Source organism: Ruegeria sp. YKSF131 (genome assembly GCF_059612645.1).
Genome location: NZ_JBXWQZ010000025.1, coordinates 36988 through 59427, shown reverse-complemented (window position 1 = coordinate 59427; position 22440 = coordinate 36988). Strand labels below are relative to the sequence as shown.

Here is a 22440-nt window from a genome sequence, read left to right as displayed (position 1 = left end):
CCGCGAACGTAACACACGGTCCGATGACTGAGATCGGCATGCCGGGCATGACCATGGATTTCCCGGTTGCGGAGGGGATTGAGGTTTCTAACTTGCCTGTAGGGATTGATGTTTCTTTGATCCTTCGCCGCAATCCCGACTTTTCGATGACGCTGTTAGAGGTCGCGCTTGATGGGAGTGTTACGCAGTGATCACGGCCATCATTCGTTCTTCGCTCGCCAACAGGTTCGTCATCTTGGCCCTCGCATTCATGATAGGAGTTGCGGGTATTTGGGCCATTCGTGAGACGCCGGTTGATGCAATCCCGGATCTGTCGGATGTCCAGGTAATTGTTCGCACGCCATATCCCGGGCAAGCGCCTCAAGTTGTCGAAAACCAAATCACATATCCACTTGCGACAGCCCTATTGGCCGTACCCGGTGCAAAAGACGTTCGCGGGTTCTCGTTCTTTGGAGACAGCTTTGTATATGTTGTCTTTGAGGACGGGACGGACCTCTACTGGGCTCGGTCGCGTGTGCTCGAATACTTGGGCCAGATTACCGGCAGCTTACCTGAGGGCGTGTCACCACAACTTGGCCCTGATGCGACTGGGGTCGGGTGGATTTATCAGTATGCGCTGGTTGACAGAACCGGAAATCATGATCTGGCTCAGCTCAGGACTCTGCAGGATTGGTTTCTGAAATACGAATTACAAGCCGTGGAAGGCGTCTCAGAAGTCGCCACCATCGGCGGAATGGTCAAACAGTACCAGGTCGTCGTCGACCCAAACAAACTACGTGCCTATGACATAACACTTGCACAATTGAGGACGGCTATTCAGGCGGCCAACCGCGAGACGGGCGGCAGCGTCATTGAGATGGGGGAAGCCGAATTCATGGTCAGGTCCTCGGGCTACATTGACGAATTGTCAGACCTTGCAAGCGCGCCGTTGATGGTCAACGACCGTGGCGCCGCTCTGACGCTTGGAGACGTCGCTGAAATCCGTCTGGGGCCGGAAATGCGGCGCGGTGTCGGAGAACTCGACGGGCAAGGAGACGCGGTTGGTGGAGTAGTCATTCTGCGATGGGGTGGGAATGCGTTGGCAACGATCAAAGCGGTGGAGGCGCGCATCGAAGAGTTGCGCTCAAACCTGCCGGAGGGGGTCGAAATCATAACGACCTACGACCGATCTGGTGTGATCGAGCGTGCTATCGATAACCTCCAGAAGAAACTGACGCAGGAATTCATTGTCGTTGTTCTTGTGTGCGCGGCTTTTCTACTTCATCTGCGGTCATCCCTCGTAATTCTTCTGTCGCTCCCTCTGGGAATCTTTGCCGCATTTATTCTGATGAAGGCGCAAGGAGTAAACGCAAACATCATGTCGCTCGGCGGCATAGCCATCGCTATTGGTGCGATGGTCGACGCATCGATTGTGATGATCGAGGCGATGCACAGGCGGTTGGAAAAAGAAAAGCTCACAGCAGAGAACCGATGGCGGATTGTGCAAGAGTGCGCTTCTGAGGTGGGACCAGCCCTTTTTTATTCTCTGGCGATTATCACGGTTAGTTTTTTGCCTGTTTTCGTTCTGGAAAATCAGGAAGGTAGGCTCTTCTCGCCACTCGCTTATACCAAAACCTACGCCATGGCTGCAGCCGCCATCCTTTCGATAACGCTGGTTCCGGTCTTGATGGGTTACTTTGTAAGGGGGCGTATTCTACCGGAGCGAAAAAATCCGCTAAATCGCTTGGTTGTGTTCGTGTACCGCCCATTTCTGGACGCGGCAATTGCCTGGCCATGGGCAACAACACTGTTGGCCGGCGTTCTGGTGACGTCCATGTGGTACCCGTACCAGAGAATTGGCTCTGAATTCATGCCCGAGTTGAACGAAGGTGATTTTCTCTACATGCCGAGCTTCTACCCCGGGATCTCGACGGGAAAAGCCCGTGAGGTACTGCAGCAGACCAACCGCCTGATCGCGACCGTGCCAGAAGTCGAAACTGTTCACGGTAAAGTTGGGCGTGCGGAGACTGCAACCGATCCAGCACCTCTAACGATGGTGGAGACCACAATCCAACTCAAGCCGGAAGAAGAATGGCGCCCCGGCATGACAATGGAGAAAATCCGGAATGAGCTCGATCGTATCGTTCAGGTTCCGGGCGTTACAAATGTTTGGATCCAACCTATCAAGAACCGCATCGATATGCTTGCGACAGGTATCCGTACTCCTGTCGGTGTCAAAATATCCGGCACCGACTTGGAGGTCATTACAGATATAGGGATCGAAGTAGAGCGTGCGGTCGCTGATATTGATGGAACGGCTTCCGCCTACGCAGAGCGACCTGTTGGCGGGCGTTTCATCGAAATCGACGTCAAACGAGATGCCGCCTCCCGATACATGATGAGTGTTCGAGAAGTTCAGGACGTAGTGCAGACCGCAATTGGCGGTATGCAAGTGTCGGAATCTGTGGAGGGGCTGGAGAGGTTTCCTATAAACCTTCGGTACCCTCAGGCATGGCGAGACAGCCCGGAACGGCTCGAAAATCTTCCTGTCGTCACGCCGTCGGGTGCTCATGTGCCACTGTCCGCTCTCGCCGATATTCGAATAGTTGACGGGCCGGGAATGATACGATCAGAGAACGCTCGACGAACTGGGTTCGTGTTCATCGACATCGCGGGGCGCGACCTGGGCGGCTATGTGGCCGAAGCACAAGAGGTGGTTACAGAAAAGGTCGACCTGCCTCCAGGTTACTCGCTGACTTGGTCAGGGCAGTATGAGTACATAGAGAGAATGCAGGACAGGTTGACGATCGTTGCTCCTGCAACCCTGCTAATTATCACGCTCATGCTTTTCTTGGCGTTCAATCGGGTGATTGAGGTCGGGATAATTCTTGCGGCGCTCCCGGTCGCATTGGCAGGTGGGGTTTGGTTCTTATGGTATCTTAACTTCGATATCTCAATTGCTGTGCTCGTGGGCTTCATCGCGCTGGCGGGAGTTGCCGTGGAAACAGCGATTGTCATGTTGTTGTACCTCAATCTTGCTTGGGAGAAACGTCGAGGGCTGGCGCAATCGGAACAGCGAAAGCTGACACGTGACGATATCGAAGACGCGGTGTTCGAAGGAGCCGTTCTTCGGGTTCGGCCGAAGGTAATGACTGTAGCCACGATCTTTGCAGCACTGATACCCATCATGTACGGCACCGGTACAGGCTCTGAAATCATGCAGCGGATCGCTGCGCCGATGATTGGGGGCATGGTGACAGCGACCCTTCTTACGCTTTTTGTCATTCCCGCAATATTCGTGATTTGGAAACGGCTCGCGCTCAATCGCGTGAACCGAGAGATCTCCCACACGATCCAGGAAGTGCCCCCTGCGCTTCCGGCAGAATAATACCCACAACCTTGAAACAGGAGCATCTGATGAAAACTTTGACTGCAATTTTGGCCCTATTGGCCGTGTCTACAACATCCGGCATCGCGCAAACGAACCACGGCATGGACCATTCCAACATGCCCATGTCTTCCGAACAGATGGAAGGTGCGGTCCACGCAAAGGCTTTGGTGAACTCAATTGGCGACGAAACCGCTAACGTCAGCCATGATCCGATCCCCGAGATCGGGTGGCCCGCGATGACGATGGATTTGCAGCTTCTTGAGAATGCCCAGATGATGGGTGAGATCAGCGCAGGTGACGAAGTCACACTGATGTTGGTCAAAAGCGATGATGGTATGTATGCGATCGGCGCGATCATGAAAAACTGAGTCTGTTGATGCGGCAGCTATTCACCAATGATGTGATTGTTCGCCGTTTCAACGACTGTAGGAAATTCTATGAACTAAGAGAAATGGAGTAGGAGCCACTCAAGAACCAAATCGTATTTCAACGATCTGTGGCTCTGCTCATAAGTTATCAGTCCATTGTCGGTTAAAGGCGCTTTAAGCAATTCGTTGACTGATTGAAGCTCCAAAGCTCAGAAAATCTTCCGGCTATACTGATTGAACAGAGCAATCCAGGCAAGCAGTACACAAACTGCCAACGCTTCGGTATCTCCGGCCCGCGCCACTGCAGTTAAACTGCGCAAAATTCTGGAGCTACTTGCGCAGCCCAGTGGAAATCTGACCGACAAGCAAATCCCACCTAAAACATTTCACAATTGGAATGTGTGTACTACATTGTCGCCGAGATGACTTCACGCGGCCATTCAACGGACCAGCGTCGAATTGTCTGGGGCGTTGCCTTGTTGGTTTTTGCTTCAGTCGAAAACGCAGCGCGGAGCGGTCAAAATGAGGATATCTCCAGGGCGACGACTTGGGAAAACGATACGACATGACAGCTAACACAAGAGAGCACTGGGACGATGTCTATGGCGAGAAGTTTGACACCCAATTGAGTTGGCACGAGGATGATCCAGAGATATCGCTTGAACTCATCGAGTTGATCAGAGTGTCTAAGCCTTCATCCGTCATCGACATTGGTGGAGGTACATCTCGTCTTGCTGGAGCGTTGCTTGCGAAGGGGCTCCATGACGTGACAGTTCTCGATCTATCGCAGGTCGCGTTGGACACGGCCCGGGAAAGGTTGGGGCGCGCCGCTGAAACAGTCACTTGGATTTCTGCAGATATAACTTCTTGGGTCCCCGATCGCAGATATGACGTCTGGCATGATAGGGCGGTTTTTCACTTTCTCGTGGATACATCGCAACGCGCGGCCTATCTGGAAAGCGTGAAGAAAGGGGTAAAAATTGGCGGCCATGTGATCATTGCTACGTTTGCACTTGATGGGCCGGAGACTTGCAGTGGTCTCCCTGTCGCCCGCTATAGTCCGAGCGATATCGCCGTGCTTTTTGAGGAACACTTTGAACTCGTCGCGCATCGCCATCACCTGCACCAAACCTCTTGGGGGGAAAGTCAGTCTTTCCAGTTCAGTGTTCTCCGCCGCTGCGTTTGAGCCCACACCTGAAACTGGCCCAAAGCGGTACGCTTCCAATAAGCTTTCGGGGCATGCCGATTGTGTTCACAAGTTACGTTTGGCCCTCAAAAACTGGCAGAACCACCTTAGCGCACAAACCGCCAGTTTCCCCGTTTAGCAATTCTATCGTGCCACCGTGCGACTGGATGATCGTACGTGCGATCGACAGCCCCAAGCCGGTTCCGCCAGTCTCTCGCGAGCGGGATGTTTCAAGCCGCACGAATGGGTCGAATACCGCATCGAGCATATGCTCGGGGATGCCGGGCCCCTGATCCTGGATCAATATTTTTGCCTCATTCCCCTCTTGCATGACTGAGACGTTGGCCCGGGCACCATACCGGCAGGCGTTTTCAATGATATTGCGCAGAGCTCGCTTCATCAGCATCGGCCGAAGCGTGACGGCCGGATTGTCTGCGACCGATACTTCAACCGTGTCACCGGCTTGCACAATGTCTTCGGTCGTTTTGGTTACGAATTCACCAATTGGGACGGTACTGGAAGGTTCGCGCGTGGCCACGCCCTTGGCAAATGACAGGGTGGAGTCCACCATCTCCTGCATTTCCTCGATGGTCTCGATCAGATGGTCACGGGTCTCCTCTTCCTCCACCAGTTCGGCGCGAACCCGCAATCCCGTCAGTGGCGACCGCAAATCGTGACCCAGCGCCCCCAATAGTCTGGTCCGATCGGCAACATAGCGAGTCAGCCTATCACGCATATGGTTGAACGCCTGCGTCAAATCTCGCACCTCGGTCGGACCAGAAACCGTCAGTTCCTGGACGTCTTCACCGCGACCAAACTGGTCTGCAGCCAGTGACAGGCGGCGCAACGGGCCGGTCAGCCGTGTCAGTAGAAACCAAATGGCTGCTCCAAGAATTAAAGTTGCAGTGAAACCGAAGCTGACGAAGGACTGCAAAGGCCATTGCAGAGGAGGGTTATGGAACCGGGTATCCACGTTGAGCCATTGATCGGTCGTCAGAGCGATCGACAGCTGCATTTCAATTGCGGAAACGTGATCACGCATCATTGCCATGTGCATTTCAGCCATTGTAGACGGAACACCTTCAACCGGCAGCATATCGGGAGAGAACTCATGCAACTCTACCCGGATGGGACGGTTTTCATAGCCTGGCAGAATTCTGCGGATTGTGTTTTCGACCGTCCCACCAGCGCTATGTCCGGTGTGATCGACTGCGGGCGTATCTGTAAGGCTGAAACGCACCAGTGGAGAACTTGCCGCCCGCAGGATCGCGTCGTGCATCTCGGGTGGAGCTTCTTCAATCAGCCGCGCGATGTTTGCGGCGCGTCCGGCGGTTTCCAGGCCAAGGGCCATGTGCACTGCCATTGAGCGTTCGTCGACGAACAGCCACAGGCTGACCAGTTGCGCGGCAGCCAGCGCGGCGATGATCAAAAGGATAAGCTGACCGCGCAGACTTTGGGCAAAGGCTTTCATCCCGTAAGCTCGCTCACGTCGGTCGACAGGCAATAACCGCCACCTCTTATCGTGGTGATGAGCTTCGGCCGCGTTGGGTCAGCTTCGATCTTGCGACGCAAGCGGCTGACCTGGTTGTCGATCGTACGGTCGAACAAGTGCGGGCTGCGGCCGGCGGTCAAATCCAGCAGTTCGTCTCGCGACAGGAGTTTGCGGGGCCGCTGCAGGAATACGGCCAGCAGCCGGACATCGGCGGTGGTCAGACTTTCTTCGGCCCCTTCGGCGGATATCAAGGTGCGACTGTCGGCATCCAGAACCCAGCTTCCAAAGGCGATCCGTTTGCCGCTCAGATCGCCAGCCGGGGGGACGGTGGTTTCGGAACGCCGCAGGATCGCCTTGATCCGGGCCAGCAATTCACGTGGGTTGAATGGTTTGGGCAGGTAGTCATCGGCGCCGATCTCTAAACCCACGATACGGTCGGTGTCATCGCTGAGGGCTGTCAGCATCAGGATCGGCGGGCCACCGGCCGCGGACAGGCGGCGACAGACCGACAATCCGTTTTCGCCCGGCATCATGATGTCGAGTACGATAAGATCAATCCGACCGGCCGCCAGTCGTGCGTCCATCTCGGTTGCGTCGCGCGCGGTACTGGCGCGCAACCCATTCTTTTCCAGATAGCGGCTGACAGCATCACGGATTTCGCGGTGGTCGTCGACAATCAAGATATGTGGTGCTTCAGTCATGGCGCAATCATAAGCCCCGGCGCGGTACAAATCCCGGCTTTTTTGTATCCCTTTGTATCAGTTGGGCGGGCTGCGACACAACGATACAAACCGGGTTGAGCAGGGGGGTGGTGGCGCGACCGAGGGCGGCCATATGCTTTGTGTAGAAACAAAAACCCGAGAGGTGAAAGTCATGAAACGTACCTTCACGCTGGCCGCTGGAGCCATTGCCGCGACTTTGATGGCGCTGCCCGCGCTTGCCGCCGGTCAGCATGGCAGCAGCGCGCAGATGCAGGGCCATGAGGGCGGCATGATGCAGGGTGCGCCCGGCGGCATGATGGGCGATCACGCAGGCATGATGCAAATGATGGTGAAAATGCATGGCCAGATGATGGGCGGCAACTGGCTGGCGGTTCTGGACATGGACGAGGACGGTCGCCCGAGCGAATCTGAGATCGCCGAAGGTCTGAAGGCCCGGATGCAGGCGCATGACGTCAATGGAGATGGCAACCTGTCGATTGATGAGTTCGAAGCGCTGCATTCCGGGATGATCCGCGAAACCATGGTGGACCGATTTCAGCATCTTGATGCCAATGGCGATGGCGTTGTGACCACAGGGGAAATCGAGAAAGGCGCAAAGACGATGTCGCCGAAACACGGCATGAAGGCCTCGAAACCTGTGACAAAGGCTTCTGAAACCAACAACTGAAACGCAACCGTGTAGCCGGGTCATCGCACTCGGCACAAACCACTGAGGAACAAAGCGATGATGGGCTATGGCGCTGGAATGGGGTTTGGAATGATCTGGATGTTGCTGATCGCAGTGTTGATCGTTCTGGCGATCGTAGCGCTGATCAAATACATCGCTAAGTGACCTCGGAATCCGTCACTCCCGTTTAGGGGTGGAGGGCTATGTCATAGGAGGAACGAAAGCTGGAGGGCCTGCACAGCAATAGCCGTTTGGTTTTCATCGCGGTTTTGATCGCGTTGCTGATCGCCACCATCTGGTTGTGGCTGTCTGGCGCGTTGGACGCAGGACTATCGCGCGAAGTCATTACTGCGTGGGTGGATTGGGCCGGCCCGTTCGGACCCGTTGTCATCATCGGCTTCATGACAGCCGCAGTGGTTGCCAGCCCAATCCCCAGCGCTCCGATCGCTGTCGCTGCCGGGGTGGCATATGGGCATGGGCTGGGAACCGCATTGGTTGCTATCGGAGCGGAGTTGGGGGCGCTGCTGGCGTTCCTGATAGCCCGTTGGTTGGGGCGCGACGCGCTGCGCCAGTGGTTCGGCGACAAGCTGGACTTGGGGTTGCTTGGATCGCAGAATGCCCTGATGTTGACCGTGTTCACCAGCCGCCTGATGCCTTTCGTTTCTTTCGACATGGTCAGCTATGCCGCCGGTCTGACCCGACTTCAATTTTGGCGGTTCGCACTGGCCACCTTGGCTGGACTCCTGCCGGCCAGTTTCGTTCTGGCCCATCTGGGCAGCCAGATTACCGAAACCGCGACAGGCGGCACCAGCCTTGCGGTTATCGGGCTTGGGCTGTTGACGGGGGCGCCACTTATCTGGTTGGCTTGGAAACGCAAGATGCCTGTTGGCTCTTCAGACCACGAATTGAGCCAGATCAATGCGACCGGTCCAAGCGGCCCTAAACTGTTGGAGAATGGAGGAAACCCTAAGTGATCCGCGCACAATGGATATCAACTGCGACACGGACGGCCCGAGCCATGGGCCGGCTGCAGGTCCTGTTGATCTGTGCGTTGGTGGTTTCGATGCTGATCTCTGTTGTGCCGTCCCATGCCGGGCATGACATCGCGAAGGCCGCCACCCAGGCCGAGCTTGTGATCGATGACAGCGGTGGGTATCCCGCGTCTCATCCATCAGAAGAATTAGACTGCTCAGTGCACCCGGGCTGCTATGCGATGGCAGTTATGGCGGCACCTGAATTGCTCTCGATGCGTATTGCTACGCCCGTGGCGCCAGAACGGTTCCGGCCACGCGCAAGCCTGCCGGTCGCACCACTACCACATCCGCCAAACCTGTCCTGAACGTGACCGGCAATGGCTCCGGAATCGCTCCGGGGTCTTGCCCAAGCCGTTGATTGCGGCCCAACTCAGTTCAGGACACTTACCATGCTTACCATTCTGTACTTTTTCGTCACGGGCGTGGTGCTATTCGCACTGTTGCGCCTGACCTGTGGCCCCTGTGTGATGGGGACACAAGAACATCATCCCGGTGTTCCGGTGACAACCCTTGGCTGGGCGCTCAGCCTGTTTCTGGCCGCAACCTACCTGCTGTGCGTGGCCTTTGACCTGATCTTTCCAAGTTTTGCCATGTACCGGGCTTGGATCGGCCTGATGCCCGGAATGACTTGGCTCAGCCTGCCCTCATTCCTGTTGGGACTGTTATGGGCGTTTCTCTACGGCTGGTACGCCGCGTTGCTGTTCGGCGGACTGTTCAATGTCTTTGCGGCTCGCACAAAACTCAACTGATTGAAAGGACAAAGCCATGAAGGCCATCGCTCTGACCCTGCTTTTGACGCCCTTCCTGATGGCCGTCATCTACCGGATTTTTCTGCACGTGCCCGCCAATGCGCGCGTTTCAGTTGACGAAAGGAAACCTAAATGACCCTGTTCAATCTGGCCGCAGGCCTGTCCGTCGCAGCTTTGACTGCGCCTTCGCTCACGCTGGCGGCAACCGTGTTCATTCCCGAAGGCAGCGCGGACTCGGTTCTGGTGATCGACTCCGAAACCGGCAAGACCGTCGAGCGGCTGCCGAGGCTCGTGGCGGTCCATGGGCTGGCCGGCGCGCCCGGCTTTAAGTACCTGGTCGCGGGCAGCTACGCAGAAACCGAGGCCACAACGCCACCAAAACCCGAAGGTATGTCCAAGGATGAACACGCTGCGCACCACGCCAAGCGCGATGTCACTGCGTTGCCCAAAGACAAGGGGCGGAGCCTGCTGACGATCCTTGATGCGGAAACACGCGAGGTCGTCCGCCAGATCGAGGTTCCAGGTGCGGTGCATCACACTGCGGTGTCGCCCGACGGGCGGTTCGCGGTGGCGACCCATCCGGGCGGTGACGGTATTTCGATCGTCGATCTCGATAAGCTCAGCTTCCTTGGTTTCGTAGCAACCGGGCCAATGCCCAACTATGCGGTATTCGCGCCTGACGGCGACAGGGTCTATGTCACCAATACCGGCAATGGTACACTTAGCGAAGTGGATGTCGTCAAAGGCTTCGTCGTACGCAACATGCCCGTCGGCGAAGGCCCTGAGCATCTTGTACTTAACGCCACCGGCAGCGCCGCCTTCGTAGCCGACAGTGATGGTGGCAAGGCCTTCCGCGTAGATCTTGCCAGCGGTTCTGTCACCGAAACCTATGACATTGGAGGCGAGTTGCACGGGATCGGCCTGTCCGACCGCGAGGGCGTACTGTTCGTGGCCGCCAAAGGCACCGACCGGTTGTTGTCGATTGATCTTGCTACGGGCAAACAGCGCTCGACCAACCTGTCACCGGCACCTTATCACCTGACGACCATACCGAACTCAGGCAAAGTGATGGTATCAAGCCGAACCGAACCGAAGGTCTGGATCGTCGATCAAGTCAGCCTGACGGCTATTACCGAAATGCCGATACTGGGTGAGGGCCACCAGATGGTTGTTCTGCCCTGAAGGACTGTGCCCGGCATTGCGTAATTAAACGGCTCTACGACCAAAGCTTAAACCAGGGAGCAGAACATGACAGAAGACCACGACATCAGAATCCACGCGAACGGCCCGACCGAGGTCGCTTACGTCTGCCCCATGCATTCTGACGTGCGTCAATCTGGGCCCGGCGACTGTCCCAAATGCGGGATGCACCTTGTGCCCGAGGGCGAGGTGGATGCGCATGCGCATCACCACCATTCCGCGCATCATGGCGCGACGGACGAGAACGGTGAATATGACATCGTTCCGACAGGCTATGACGGACCCGTATATACCTGCCCGATGCATCCGCAGGTGCGGCAAACCCATCCCGGGTCCTGTCCACTCTGCGGCATGGGGTTGGAGCTGGAAAGCGCGGCGATGGTGGACGAGGGGCCGAACCCGGAACTGGTGGATTTCACCCGGCGCCTATGGGTAGGTGCGATTCTGACGCTTCCACTTTTGGTTTTCACGATGGGCCCCTACGTTGGGCTGTCTGGTGTGCGAGAGATTTTTGGTGAGCGAACAACCCTATGGATTGAACTGATACTTGGCACTCCGGTCGTTCTTTGGTGCGGTTGGCCATTTCTGGAACGAGGGTGGAATTCGTTTCGCACCATGAACCTGAACATGTTCTCGTTGATTGCCATGGGGGTTTCGGCCGCGTGGCTGTTCAGCGTTGTCGCCGTATTGATGCCCCACATATTTCCGGACGGTTTTCGAGATTCAGAAGGCCATGTTGGGGTCTATTTCGAGGCTGCCGCAGTTATCGTTACACTTGTTCTGCTCGGGCAGGTGATGGAACTGCGGGCACGCGAAGGCACAGGAAAGGCAATCCGCGCTTTGCTGGACATGGCCGCAAAGACCGCCCGCATTATCCGCCCTGACAGCAGTGAAGAGGAAATTCCGCTTGAAGAAGTACAGGTAGGTGACCGCCTTCGCGTACGCCCCGGCGACAAGGTGCCAGTAGACGGCATTGTACTCGAAGGGCGCTCATCTGTTGACGAAAGCATGATCTCTGGCGAACCGGTTCCGGTCGAAAAGGTACAAGGCGAGCCGGTCACAGGGGCCACAATCAACGGCACCGGTAGTCTTGTAATCGAAGCAACCCGAGTGGGCTCTGACACAATGCTGTCCCAGATTGTCGAAATGGTGGCCAACGCGCAACGCTCGCGCGCACCGATCCAGAAATACGCCGACAAAGTTGCCGGATGGTTCGTGCCAGCGGTCATTGGCATCGCTGTATTGGCCTTCATTGCATGGGCGGTTTGGGGACCGGCTCCGGCACTCTCCTACGCCTTGATCGCAGCGGTGTCGGTACTGATCATAGCTTGCCCGTGCGCGCTTGGCTTGGCCACTCCGATGTCGATCATGACGGCCACGGGGAGAGGTGCACAAGCCGGAGTTTTGATCAAAAACGCCGAAGCTCTGGAACGGTTCGAGAAGGTCGATACCTTGATCGTCGACAAAACTGGCACTCTGACCATGGGCAAGCCGCAGCTGGTGGCTGTGTTACCTGAACCCGGCCATGACGAGGCCGAGGTGCTGCGGCTGGCTGCGACGCTGGAGAAGGGCTCGGAGCACCCGTTAGCTGAGGCAATCGTCACAGGTGCCGAGGAACGTGGCGTGGCCCTGTCCGACGCCAGTGACTTCGAGGCGGTGACTGGTAAAGGCGTGAAAGGCACGGTGGATGGCCGCCCCGTCGCGCTCGGCAACCTGAAACTGGTCACCGATCTCGGACTCGAGGCGACCGATCTGACGGCCAAGGCCGATGCGCGCCGGGATGACGGCGAAACGGTAATGTTCGTGATGCTTGATGGTTCAGTGGCAGGGTTGGTCAGCGTCGCAGACCCGGTCAAGGAAACCACGCCTGCAGCACTGAAAGCACTGCACGAGTTGGGTTTCCGAATTATCATGGCGACTGGCGACAACGAACGCACTGCAAAGGCGGTGGCCGAACGTCTGGGTATCGATGAGATTCGAGCCGACGTTCTACCTGAGGACAAGGCCCGCATAATTCGCGAACTGCAGGAGAAAGGCGCAAAGGTCGCCATGGCGGGTGACGGAGTGAACGACGCACCCGCGTTAGCGCAGTCCGATGTGGGCATCGCCATGGGCACCGGCGCCGACGTGGCGATCGAAAGTGCAGGCTTCACGCTGGTCAACGGTAGCCTCGATGGCATCGTGCGCGCCCGAAGGCTGGCCCGCGCTACCATGCGCAATATCCGGCAGAATCTATTCTTTGCCCTGATCTACAACGCCTCGGGCGTTCCGGTGGCGGCGGGTCTTCTGTTCCCGCTTTTCGGCATCCTGATCAGCCCGATGTTCGCCGCCTTCGCCATGAGCGCTTCGTCGATTTCAGTGGTGTTAAATGCGCTGCGATTGCGGGGGGCGAAGATTTGAGCACGCACGAGCATAGTACGCACGGCGCCAGTGGCGCGCTGAAGCCCGGATCAATCTCGCTGACCGGGGCCGTCGCCATGGGTACCGGCGTTATGATCGGCGCGGGGATATTTGCACTGACCGGACAGATCGCCGGGCTGGCGGGGCCGTGGTTTCCGCTGTCCTTCGTGGTCGGGGCCGTGGTGACGGGTTTCAGCGCTTATACCTATATCGCCATGTCCAACGCCTGGCCCTCATCGGGCGGCATCGCCATGATCCTGACCAAGGCCTACGGGCCCGGGGCGGTTGCGGCGGCGGCCTCGCTGCTGATGGCGCTGTCGATGGTGATCAACGAAAGCCTCGTCGCGCGTACATTCGCGAGCTATGCGCTCCGCCCGTTCAACATCGAGAGCGGACCGCTGGTGCCTTTGGTCGCGGTTGCGCTGATCGTCTTTGCCTATGCGGTGAACCGGTCGGGCAACCGGTCCGTGGGGTTGTGGTCGATCATCATGTCGGCGCTCAAGATCGGCGGGATCGCAATATTCGGCATCGCCGCACTTTGGGCTGCGGGCGGAACCTGGCAGGTTCAGGGCTCGGAACCGGCCGCGCCGCTGGGGTTCGTCGCCTCGGTAGCCCTGTCGATCCTCGCCTTCAAGGGCTTTACCACCATCACCAACAGCGGGGCCGAGATCCTCGACCCGCACCGCAATGTCGGGCGCACCATCATGATCTCGATCGCGATCTGCGCGGTGGTCTACCTGCTGGTCGCCCTTGCCGTCGGTGTCAGCCTGCCGCCCGAGCAAATCCGCGCGGCGCAGGACTATGCCCTGGCCGAGGCTGCCAGGCCGGTGCTGGGGCAGGGCGGGTTCTACCTGACCGTGGCGCTGGCGATGGTGGCGACGGCCTCGGGGCTGATCGCCAGCGTTTTTGCTGTGTCCCGGATGCTGGCGATGCTGACCGACATGAAAATGATCCCGCACAGCCATTTCGGCATGACGGGCAGCATCCAGTCTCACACGCTGATCTACACGGTCGTGATTGCGGGCCTGCTTGCGGTGTTGTTCGACCTGTCTCGCATCGCCTCGTTGGGGGCGTTCTTTTACCTGGTGATGGACATGGCGGTGCATTGGGGTGTCTGGCGACGCTTGCGCGGTCAGATCAAAGCCCGTGGATGGGTCTTGTTAACCGCCCTGGCGCTGGACTGCGTAGTCCTGACCGCGTTCACAATACTCAAGCTGCGCTCCGACCCGATGATCGTAGTATATGCCGTTGCTGGCATCGGCTTGGTCTTCGTCTATGAGCGCATCTTTCTCAAACAATGGATCATCGAAAAGGAGGCAAATCAGCTATGACCCAATCAAATTTCGACGAAACCCGCGCCACACAGGAGACGACCGAAAGGGTCAGCTATGACGTAACGGCCGAAGCGCCCAAAACCGAAGATCAGACGGCCAACGGTGCCAAGCGTAATTGGCTCCCGGTTGTCATTGCGATCGCGTTGGGCGCCGCTGTTCTGGGCTGGGAATACCGCGAGACACTCTATCCTTTGCTCAGTTCTCCGTTGCTGTTCTTGCTGGTCTGCGTGGGCATGCATTTCTTAATGCATCGCGGCCACGGCAAACACTGAGAACGGCGCCCTGTATGGCTGGAGGCTTTGCGGCAAGAACACTGCGCAACAAGGAGCAGCAACGGCCAACTGATCAGAACAAATTTGTAACCCAATAAGGAAGGGAAATTGCCATGTTAGCAAATCCAATTCGGAGAGCAGCAATTGAACTGCACCTGACGGCCGGTGCACTGCCTGTAAAGGCATTGCACGGTGACACCGACGAAGATCACTCTGATGAATAGGGAATGGGGCATCGCGGTGAAGAAGAGGACCAAGGCGACTGATCCACCTCGTCCGAGTCCTATCATTCGATGAACCCGTCCTGACGCACAGGAGGAACAATATGTCTGAATTTTCTGAAAGACAGGCACCTTCAGAGCCTGAAACTCGGCGCGATTTCTTATACTTCGTCACCGGCGGTGCCGCCATCGTGGCCACGGGCACGGCGGTCTGGCCACTTGTTAACAGCATGAACCCCAGTGCAGACATCTCCGCCCAAGCCGTTGTCGACATAGATCTTGAAGGTGTCGGACCAGGAACGAGGATCACTGTTAAATGGAAAGGCAAGCCGATCTTTATAGACCACCGGACTAAAGAGCGGATCGCGCTGGCGATAGCAGAAGACGATGCACCAATGATCGACCCGCAACCTGACGCCGAGCGCGTACAGCGACCGGAATGGCTGGTAGTTATTGGCGTTTGCACCCATCTGGGATGCATACCACTCGGGCAGGGCGGCAGCGAACCCACCGGAGACTGGGACGGTTGGTTCTGTCCGTGTCACGGTTCACATTACGACACGTCTGGTAGAATTCGGAAAGGCCCCGCGCCCCGCAACCTCGATCTGCCCCCTTACGAGTTCGTCACCGACACACGGGTCAAAATTGGGTGACGGCGCGGTGAACTTTGTTCAGAGGCGCGTGCCTCACCAGGTTCGTTTGTCAGTCCTCGAATATCCCTCGATCAGCGCCGCGATGCTATGTGGCGGAATTCGACATGTACCCCGCTTTCTGGAGTTTTCGAGAAGAGACCTCGCCGTCATGTTCTGAACGGAACAATTCTAATCGCTGCGCTCAAGGTTTCTGCTTCGCCCATGTTTAGACATGCCATCTTGCCTTTTGACAGGATCGCATCTGAATTGCGGGTTGAGAGGAAACGCTTTGGTCCTGAACAAGGTGCTATTTCAACCCCGTGTAAGCCGCGCGGCGATCGCGACCTGTCCCAGCGCGGCCAGGATCGCAGCGATGAACACGGCTTCGATGGCGATCATGCTGACCACCACACCGCCCACAAGCGGCGCCAGCGCCGCCGGGGCCGCAAAGCTGTTGAACCACGCGGAATAGGCCGGGCGGCGGTCGTCGGGCGAGATCTCCAGCAAGTAGCCGAGATAGCCGATGGTCACGCCGTTCATCATCGCGCCGATCAGGAAGAACAGCACCGCGAAACTGGTCAGCCCCGAACCCGTGACCACAAGCAGCAAAACCAGCACCGGAGGTCCGAGACGCACCAGTGCCACTATCCCCAGCAGGCGCAATTTGCCCGCCTGGTCTCCGATGTGGCCCCAGAGCGGATTCGAGGCCAGCGCGCCGACAGTCTGCGCCGCCAACAGCGTTCCGACATCCGCCGCCCCGAGGCCGCTGCGGCTGGCGGCAACGACATAGAACGGCAACGCCATCAGCGTCGCTGCACCAAGCCATTGGAAGATCAGGAACAGCCGGAACCGGCGGTCCTGCCGCAGCGTCGAGAAACCTTCGCGCAGAAATCCAGGCAGATTGGCAGGACGGTCCCGTGGCGCCCTTGCAGCGGTAGCGGCCTCACCCGCGGAGACAAAAAGCGTCGCAGAGACGATCATCAGCACCGCGCCGAGCCAGAATATCAGCGCATAGGCCCTGAGCGGCGGCATCACGTCGAGCGCGAGTCGCAGAACGCCCGCCACCAGAACCGCCAGAACACCGCCGCCGAAAAAGCGCCAGGCCAACATCCGGCTGCGGCGCTCGGACGGGATCGCCCGGCCGACGATGTCGTTGTAGGGCACCGCGACCACGCCGCTGGCAAAGGCATAGACCGTCCACAATCCCAGCATCCCGAGCGCCAGCGGAACCGGAGGCCAATCGACCTGAGGCCAGTCGGCCCCCCACCACAGAAGAATACCAATCATCGCGACCGTGATCGCCCGCCCATAGGCACCAAGGGCGTAGAACGGCATCCGCCGATCGGTGCGCTCGGCGAGGTAGCCCACCGCGAACTGGGGCAGCAGCCAGCCAAGACGCAGGACCGTGCTGGCATAGCCCACGGCCAGCGCGCTACCGGTCAGCATATGCACCAGACTGGCCACTACCGTCGCGCTGTCCACCGCCGCCGACCCGCCCTGAAACACCGCACCAGCACCGGCGATCCGCCAAAATCTCGTGTCTTCGGGATTACGCCTTGCCATTCGCCGCCTCTGCCTCCGCCCGGGCGCGGCGGATGTCGATGCCGCTCTGCCACAACACCGTCAGGCCGATCCCGACCACCAGAAGGATCGTCAGCACATAGTTGAACAGGATCATCAGAAGGGCGGTTTCGTCCGGAACGCCAAGCACCTTGAGCGCGAACCCCGCCCCAAAGACAAAGCTCGCCGGGATGCGCACGAAACGACCCAGAACCATGGCGAACCCGGCAAACACCATCAGGAACAGGTAATCCCACGCGCTCAGCACCACGCCAACCGCCAGCCCGGCCCACAGGAAATGGGTTGTCGCCACCAGCTTACCCGCAATGGCTGCGGCAATGGCGGCGATGCGGCGGGCCCGTGCCTGTGGCCAGACAATCCCTTCACCGAGCGCGGTGCGCAGATACGCGCCATCGGCCCCGATGCGGGCGGCAGCCCAGTCGAAGAGTCGGCAGACCAGAGGGTCTTCGCTCAGAAGTGACGCGCGGAACCGGAACAGAACCCAAAGCAGGCTGCCGAAAAGCATCAGGTTCAACAGGCCCGCAACGCTCAATCCCAGCCGCAGGTCACCCTCGATCTGTGGAATCTGGCCGGCGGCGGCCACCGCTCCGGCAAAAAGGGCGAAAACGACGCCGTCGAGGAACCGGGCGATGATCGCGGTTGCAAGCACGGTCGCCATCTTCAAGCGGTCGAGCCGAGCAACCAGCCAGGCCCGGACCAGCGGGCTGATGCCGAGCGGGACAAGGACATTTGCGCCATAACCTGCCAGTAGCGCCCCCGTCAGCCGCAGGGTGCCGACCGGTTTCACGTCGAACAGGATCTGCCGCCACTTCCAGCCGCTCATCAGCTGCTCCAGCAGGATGGTGGCGGCAAGAATCGCGATCCAGAACATGTTGGCTCCGCGCAGGCCCTGCAGAAACAGCGCAAAATCGAGGCTGCCGTAGAGCGCAAACACCAGATAGAGCGCCAGGGCGGAGCCGAATATCGGCAGCAGCCACCGTTTCAGGAAGATCCGCATATGACATCCTCGCAAGCACCAAGACCCCAATGTTTTAACCTCCGTATCATGATACGGTGTCAAGATGCCGGTGAAGGAGGGAGACCGCGATGCAACCACTTAAGATCGGCCAGGCCGCGCGCGAGACCGGGATAGGCGTCGAGACGATCCGATTTTATGAAAGGAAGGGCCTTGTCACTCAGCCGCCGCGCCCAATTGACGGCGGCGCGCGGGACTATGGTGGTGACACGCTTTGGCGGCTGAAATTCATATCCGGCGCTAAGAAGCTCGGATTTTCGCTGGCAGAAATCGCGGAAATTCTGGAGTTGCGCACGGTACCAAATACCGAGTGCGTCGCGATGCAGGCCAGAGCGCGCAAAAAGCGGGACGAAATTCAGGAACGGATCGACGGGCTTGTACGGTTGAGGAACAATCTGGACGAGCTGATAGCGGCGTGTCCGGGGCGTGGTGGAATTCAGAACTGTTCGATCGTGGGTGCCATAGAACGCAGCAGTGAGAAATAGGCGCAATTCCGGCCTTGATCGGAGGGTAGCGGAGTTGCTTGCGAACCGGGTTATTGCCAAGCAAGACCCAGAGTGGCTGGTGCAGCGAAAAAAGGAGAGCGAGGGTTCCGTCTCCGAGCAGAGTTTGCGCCAGATCATTGTGAGAAATCCCTCCGTCGCCCAGAAAGCCATATCTGATGAGTATCCGAGGGTAACGAATATGGCAGTCTCGTATCTGCGATCCGCATTCAACCCTGCCGGTGCGCTTTCACATCGGTTCAAGACAAGTTTTCCCCGGAGGGAACATGACGACGAATAACCTGAGCCGCCGCCGCGTGATGCAAGGAGCCGCGGCCCTTGCGGGAAGCGCGGCGCTTCCCGCCTTCGCGAAAACCGACCGTTTCATCCATGTCCTGAAGGATCCGAATTGCGGATGCTGCGGCTCGTGGATCAAAATCATGCGGGCGGAAGGCTTTGAATTAAGCGTGGAAAACAGTGCCTGGGAGGCCTTGAACGCTTACAAAACCGCCAACGGTATTCCAGAGGGCATGATGTCATGCCACACGGGCCGCGCGGAGGGCTACATGATCGAAGGACACGTCCCGCCCGCTGACATCCGGCGCCTGCTGGGCGAACACCCGGATGCTGTCGGACTGTCGGTTCCCGGAATGCCGTTCGGCTCGCCAGGCATGGGGCCGGAAAGCGAACGCGAAGCCTTTGACGTCTTCCTGATCCGCAAGGATGGAACCACAGAGGTGTTTGCCAGCTACCCGGCCGTATGAAGTCCCGACGGCGCTGGCAAGATCCTGAAAAACACGGCGCTCGCTTGTTCTGCCCGGTTTACGTGACATTCTTCACGGCAAACCAGTTGATCCGTGACTTCACGCCTGCCTTGTCCTACCGGGCAAGTTCCAGCCTACGGTGAAAAAATACCTGCGTCCGCCAAGCCTGATGACCGGCTTTGCGGACAAAACCGACATCCCGGTCGCCGTATCAACCGCAGCATTTGTCGCCCGCCTGAATTGGCGGGCATGGGGCCGATCCGTAGGAACAGTAGACGCAGCAATCGCCGGGAAGTGGCTTCAGGACTTTTCCGCAAGATGTGCATTCGTAGAACCACTGGCACGCATCTGTTGGCATCGTTTCAGGTCTTGAATGTCCACATTCCGGGCAGATGATCGTGCTGACAAGGTTCGGGCGTTCTTCACTCATGGCGTCACATTAAGGTTATCAGGAAATCATTTATTCGGATTTCGTTGAGTACGATAACCCAAGCGATGGTCGTTAACGCAAAACTGCCTGTCAGCCACCATTTGAGGCGGTCGAGTGAACCATGGCGGTACGCGACGATGCCAGAGAGAAACAGCAGGGCCGTCGAACCGCCGAGCACGTAATAACTCGCGGCGGCAATCTTGCCAAATACGGCCAGCCAGCCCCCTCCCAAGCCAAGTAAAATCAAGGCCATCGGCAAGATGCAGCAGGTCGCAACGCCAAATGCGGTAAACGATCCAAGAAAACTCGCCCCTACAAACTTGCTCATAGTCTGCTTTCTCCGACTTTGACGATCCTGAGCGGAAGCCGGTTCGGCTTCCTCGATTTTTGCTTCGTGCGGTTTGCGAAATTCGACATCATGACCGACAATATGCATCCTGTAGTGGCTACAGGTTCAAGGGAAAGGTCATCACATGATTGCGATTGGCGAAGTGGCGAGATTGACCGGCCTGTCGGTCGAGACGATCCGCTACTACGAACGGGAAGGCATAGTCGAGAAAACCGGTCGAACCGCCTCGGGGCGCCGCGCTTACACGGAACGGGAAATATCCGAGCTCAGATTCATCAAACGCTGCCGCGATCTTGGCTTCACTATTCAGGATGCATGCGCACTTCGCGAATTGTCCAAAGCGCCGGAGCAAGCCTGTCGTGACGCCGAAGACGTCGCAACAAAACATCTCGACAAGGTCAGGTCAAAGATCGCCGCTCTCCAACGGCTGGAGCAAGCATTGGTAGAACTTGTGCAGACCTGTACTGAAGGAGCAGCATGCCCCCTGCTAACGGCGTTGCTCAACGAGCCTGTCGTCAAAGATGTCATTAGCGGTCACTAATTGCAGCGCCCGGAAAAACCGAAACTGCCTGTCTCAGTTTGGGGAGGAGCGGCTTCATTGTCCCAGTATTTCGTAACCTTAAGCGATGACGGCCGATCTGTGTTGTATTTTTGTTGAATGAGAGAATTGCGATCAGCTTACCCTCTAGTTCGCGCTGTTAGCTATGCCGGACTGGTGATGGCGTGGATGCTCTGATGCTGTCAACTAAGGAAGAAATACCAAAGAATCTGCAAATTTTTGCCGCTTTACCCCTAGAGGCTAAGAAGCAGTTGCAATGCCTCAAGGCACATGAAGGCTTGGAATAAAATACATTGGCCCCGGAAGTTTGGATACCTTCGAGGAACGAGCATGGAGAAGGCAGATATGACAAATCCCACGTTAGTTCAGAGAATGTTATCGAAAAACCTGCTGGGTTATCTCCCAATGATCTGTTTTATATGCAGCTTTTTTGTGTCTGCCGCTACATTACAAGCCTCTGAGCTTCCCTCGATCGGTCTTGACAGAAAGATTGAAGCGCCATCCGGTGCCAAAACACTATGCAAAGATTACTCTTGGGCGTGCGCGAGCGCTCGTAGTTCTGGTCTGTCCGTGGCACAAGAAAATCAGATCGTTAAAACGATCAACACGCGCGTCAATCGGAGAATCCGTGCCGTTTCGGATCAAAGCCAATACGGGACAAAGGAATACTGGACACTGCCGACGCAAGGGTCAGGAGATTGCGAAGACTTCGCTTTGCAAAAGAAGTTTGAACTTGTGCAGAACGGTGTGGATCCTACGAAGCTACTAATCGCGACCGTCTTGGACACCAATCGCAATGGCCATGCTGTTCTAGTCTATCGCTCGAGTGAAGGCGATTTGGTTCTGGACAATGTTACCAACAGGATCAAAACGTGGAAGGAAACAAGGTATCTTTTCCTACGAATACAGGACCCGATTCACCCTGATCGTTGGGTACAGGTTTCTAGCGGCTAAACCATTGGGTAGACATTGGTTGCCTCTCGCAATTGATGTCACGACCTGCATTGTTCTGGGCGCATAGTTGAGTTTCGATGCTCAGTCCGACTCGTCCATCTGCTTGTGTTTGCACCATTGCGTGTGAACGAATTCGATCCGCGCGCCAGATATCTCGGAGGTGTCGTATTGGCCTACTGTTGGGATTCCGCAAGCCATACACGTAGACAATGGGCGCGTTTCCGCAGCGAAACCTTCCATTTGACCCGCTCAGATTGGAGTATCTCCGTCAAGTAAAGGCCACCGGGTCGAGCGCGTTACGGCGAAGATATCGAACGCCTGATTAGGACGACCATGGAGGCCGTTCATCTACTTTAGGGAAGAACGCAATTATCCCCCAAGGATAAGGGGAAATGCGACGGCTCCGGCACTGCGTCGATGACATTGGAGGAGTTCGAAGACTGGCTGCACCCGGAGATATGCCGTTATCACAACACCCATCACACCGGGTTGCGGCGAGAACCGATGGCGGCATGGGCGATCCTCGGTTGTAGTGACGCAGACAGAAAAGTTGTTAATGCCGAGGCGTTTCGCATCAGCGTACTTCCTTTTGAATGTCGTCGGTTGTCGCTACGCATTCAGTCCCATGATCGGTCGTGGTAACCGAAAGGTAACCATCA

The 22440-nt window shown here is 57.4% G+C and carries 23 protein-coding genes; 17 read left to right on the top strand and 6 right to left on the bottom strand.

Translation table 11 applies throughout. The features are described 5' to 3' along the window. The 4 genes from AC2FLZ_RS11220 to AC2FLZ_RS11205 all read left to right on the top strand — a co-directional run. Positions 1-191: copper-binding protein (locus tag AC2FLZ_RS11220; protein WP_496882179.1), on the top strand; the 191-nt coding region annotated here is incomplete at its 5' end. After that, positions 188-3367, top strand: coding sequence for an efflux RND transporter permease subunit (locus AC2FLZ_RS11215; protein WP_170417917.1), 3180 nt, complete (start codon positions 188-190; stop codon positions 3365-3367). The genes AC2FLZ_RS11220 and AC2FLZ_RS11215, both read left to right, overlap by 4 nt. Before the next feature lie 29 nt (positions 3368-3396). Then, complete coding sequence (locus tag AC2FLZ_RS11210) at positions 3397-3738, top strand: copper-binding protein (RefSeq protein WP_170417920.1); 342 nt, start codon at positions 3397-3399, stop codon at positions 3736-3738. Positions 3739-4303: 565 nt separating this feature from the next. Further along, entirely contained in the window at positions 4304-4924 is a 621-nt protein-coding gene (locus AC2FLZ_RS11205; protein WP_170417923.1) for a class I SAM-dependent methyltransferase, read from the top strand. A gap of 73 nt (positions 4925-4997) precedes the next feature. Here AC2FLZ_RS11205 and AC2FLZ_RS11200 read toward each other — a convergent pair whose 3' ends face one another. Both AC2FLZ_RS11200 and AC2FLZ_RS11195 read right to left on the bottom strand, forming a co-directional pair. Further along, positions 4998-6428, bottom strand: coding sequence for an ATP-binding protein (locus AC2FLZ_RS11200; RefSeq protein WP_237217564.1), 1431 nt, complete (start codon positions 6426-6428; stop codon positions 4998-5000). Then, positions 6392-7117, bottom strand: a complete 726-nt coding sequence (locus AC2FLZ_RS11195; RefSeq protein WP_170417925.1) for a response regulator — start codon at positions 7115-7117, stop codon at positions 6392-6394. Before AC2FLZ_RS11195 ends, AC2FLZ_RS11200 begins: the two co-directional genes overlap by 37 nt. A gap of 172 nt (positions 7118-7289) precedes the next feature. Between AC2FLZ_RS11195 and AC2FLZ_RS11190 the strand changes: the two genes are divergently transcribed. The 9 genes from AC2FLZ_RS11190 (at position 7290) to petA (ending at position 15668) form a co-directional block, all read left to right on the top strand. Then, entirely contained in the window at positions 7290-7805 is a 516-nt protein-coding gene (locus AC2FLZ_RS11190; protein ID WP_170417928.1) for an EF-hand domain-containing protein, read from the top strand. 251 nt (positions 7806-8056) lie between these two features. Beyond that, positions 8057-8779: a TVP38/TMEM64 family protein gene (locus AC2FLZ_RS11185; protein WP_331252139.1), complete on the top strand. Its 723-nt coding sequence runs from the start codon at positions 8057-8059 to the stop codon at positions 8777-8779. Continuing rightward, on the top strand, positions 8776-9144 hold the full coding sequence (locus AC2FLZ_RS11180; RefSeq protein WP_157054266.1) for a hypothetical protein: 369 nt from the start codon (positions 8776-8778) through the stop codon (positions 9142-9144). The genes AC2FLZ_RS11185 and AC2FLZ_RS11180 overlap by 4 nt, the downstream gene beginning before the upstream one ends. Positions 9145-9228: 84 nt before the next feature. Then, positions 9229-9588 (top strand): hypothetical protein, encoded by a 360-nt coding sequence (locus AC2FLZ_RS11175; RefSeq protein WP_152460765.1) that lies wholly within the window; start codon positions 9229-9231, stop codon positions 9586-9588. Positions 9589-9720: 132 nt separating this feature from the next. Beyond that, positions 9721-10770: a YncE family protein gene (locus AC2FLZ_RS11170; RefSeq protein WP_170417931.1), complete on the top strand. Its 1050-nt coding sequence runs from the start codon at positions 9721-9723 to the stop codon at positions 10768-10770. 132 nt (positions 10771-10902) lie between these two features. Continuing rightward, on the top strand, positions 10903-13188 hold the full coding sequence (locus tag AC2FLZ_RS11165) for a copper-transporting P-type ATPase (RefSeq protein WP_480609837.1): 2286 nt from the start codon (positions 10903-10905) through the stop codon (positions 13186-13188). Beyond that, positions 13185-14519: an APC family permease gene (locus AC2FLZ_RS11160; RefSeq protein WP_475198682.1), complete on the top strand. Its 1335-nt coding sequence runs from the start codon at positions 13185-13187 to the stop codon at positions 14517-14519. The genes AC2FLZ_RS11165 and AC2FLZ_RS11160 overlap by 4 nt, the downstream gene beginning before the upstream one ends. Then, a complete protein-coding gene (locus AC2FLZ_RS11155) occupies positions 14516-14794 on the top strand; it encodes a DUF2933 domain-containing protein (protein WP_170634695.1) in 279 nt (92 codons plus the stop codon). The genes AC2FLZ_RS11160 and AC2FLZ_RS11155 overlap by 4 nt, the downstream gene beginning before the upstream one ends. 325 nt (positions 14795-15119) lie before the next feature. Next, positions 15120-15668: a ubiquinol-cytochrome c reductase iron-sulfur subunit gene (petA, locus tag AC2FLZ_RS11150; protein WP_170634693.1), complete on the top strand. Its 549-nt coding sequence runs from the start codon at positions 15120-15122 to the stop codon at positions 15666-15668. A 291-nt stretch (positions 15669-15959) separates the two neighbouring features. Here the strand turns inward: petA and AC2FLZ_RS11145 are convergent, their stop codons facing one another. Next, complete coding sequence (locus tag AC2FLZ_RS11145; RefSeq protein WP_170634691.1) at positions 15960-17210, bottom strand: MFS transporter; 1251 nt, start codon at positions 17208-17210, stop codon at positions 15960-15962. Further along, entirely contained in the window at positions 17197-18225 is a 1029-nt protein-coding gene (locus AC2FLZ_RS11140; protein WP_170634689.1) for a lysylphosphatidylglycerol synthase domain-containing protein, read from the bottom strand. The genes AC2FLZ_RS11145 and AC2FLZ_RS11140 overlap by 14 nt, the downstream gene beginning before the upstream one ends. Before the next feature lie 89 nt (positions 18226-18314). Between AC2FLZ_RS11140 and AC2FLZ_RS11135 the strand changes: the two genes are divergently transcribed. Together AC2FLZ_RS11135 and AC2FLZ_RS11130 are read left to right on the top strand one after the other, a co-directional pair. Next, positions 18315-18728 carry a heavy metal-responsive transcriptional regulator gene (locus AC2FLZ_RS11135; RefSeq protein ID WP_170634687.1) on the top strand — a complete coding sequence of 138 codons (414 nt, stop codon included), beginning with the start codon at positions 18315-18317 and terminating at the stop codon, positions 18726-18728. 284 nt (positions 18729-19012) lie between these two features. Continuing rightward, a complete protein-coding gene (locus AC2FLZ_RS11130) occupies positions 19013-19489 on the top strand; it encodes a DUF411 domain-containing protein (RefSeq protein ID WP_170634686.1) in 477 nt (158 codons plus the stop codon). A 211-nt stretch (positions 19490-19700) separates the two neighbouring features. Here the strand turns inward: AC2FLZ_RS11130 and AC2FLZ_RS11125 are convergent, their stop codons facing one another. Together AC2FLZ_RS11125 and AC2FLZ_RS11120 are read right to left on the bottom strand one after the other, a co-directional pair. After that, entirely contained in the window at positions 19701-19919 is a 219-nt protein-coding gene (locus AC2FLZ_RS11125) for a GDCCVxC domain-containing (seleno)protein (protein ID WP_247748072.1), read from the bottom strand. Positions 19920-19923: 4 nt separating this feature from the next. Further along, positions 19924-20355: a hypothetical protein gene (locus AC2FLZ_RS11120; RefSeq protein ID WP_475220189.1), complete on the bottom strand. Its 432-nt coding sequence runs from the start codon at positions 20353-20355 to the stop codon at positions 19924-19926. 37 nt (positions 20356-20392) lie between these two features. Between AC2FLZ_RS11120 and AC2FLZ_RS11115 the strand changes: the two genes are divergently transcribed. Together AC2FLZ_RS11115 and AC2FLZ_RS11110 are read left to right on the top strand one after the other, a co-directional pair. Continuing rightward, a complete protein-coding gene (locus tag AC2FLZ_RS11115; protein ID WP_170634682.1) occupies positions 20393-20809 on the top strand; it encodes a MerR family transcriptional regulator in 417 nt (138 codons plus the stop codon). A 348-nt stretch (positions 20810-21157) separates the two neighbouring features. Next, the gene (locus tag AC2FLZ_RS11110; RefSeq protein ID WP_247748073.1) at positions 21158-21781 is read left to right on the top strand and encodes a transglutaminase-like cysteine peptidase; all 624 of its coding nucleotides are present in this window, start codon (positions 21158-21160) and stop codon (positions 21779-21781) included. The last annotated feature ends 659 nt before the right edge of the window (positions 21782-22440 follow it).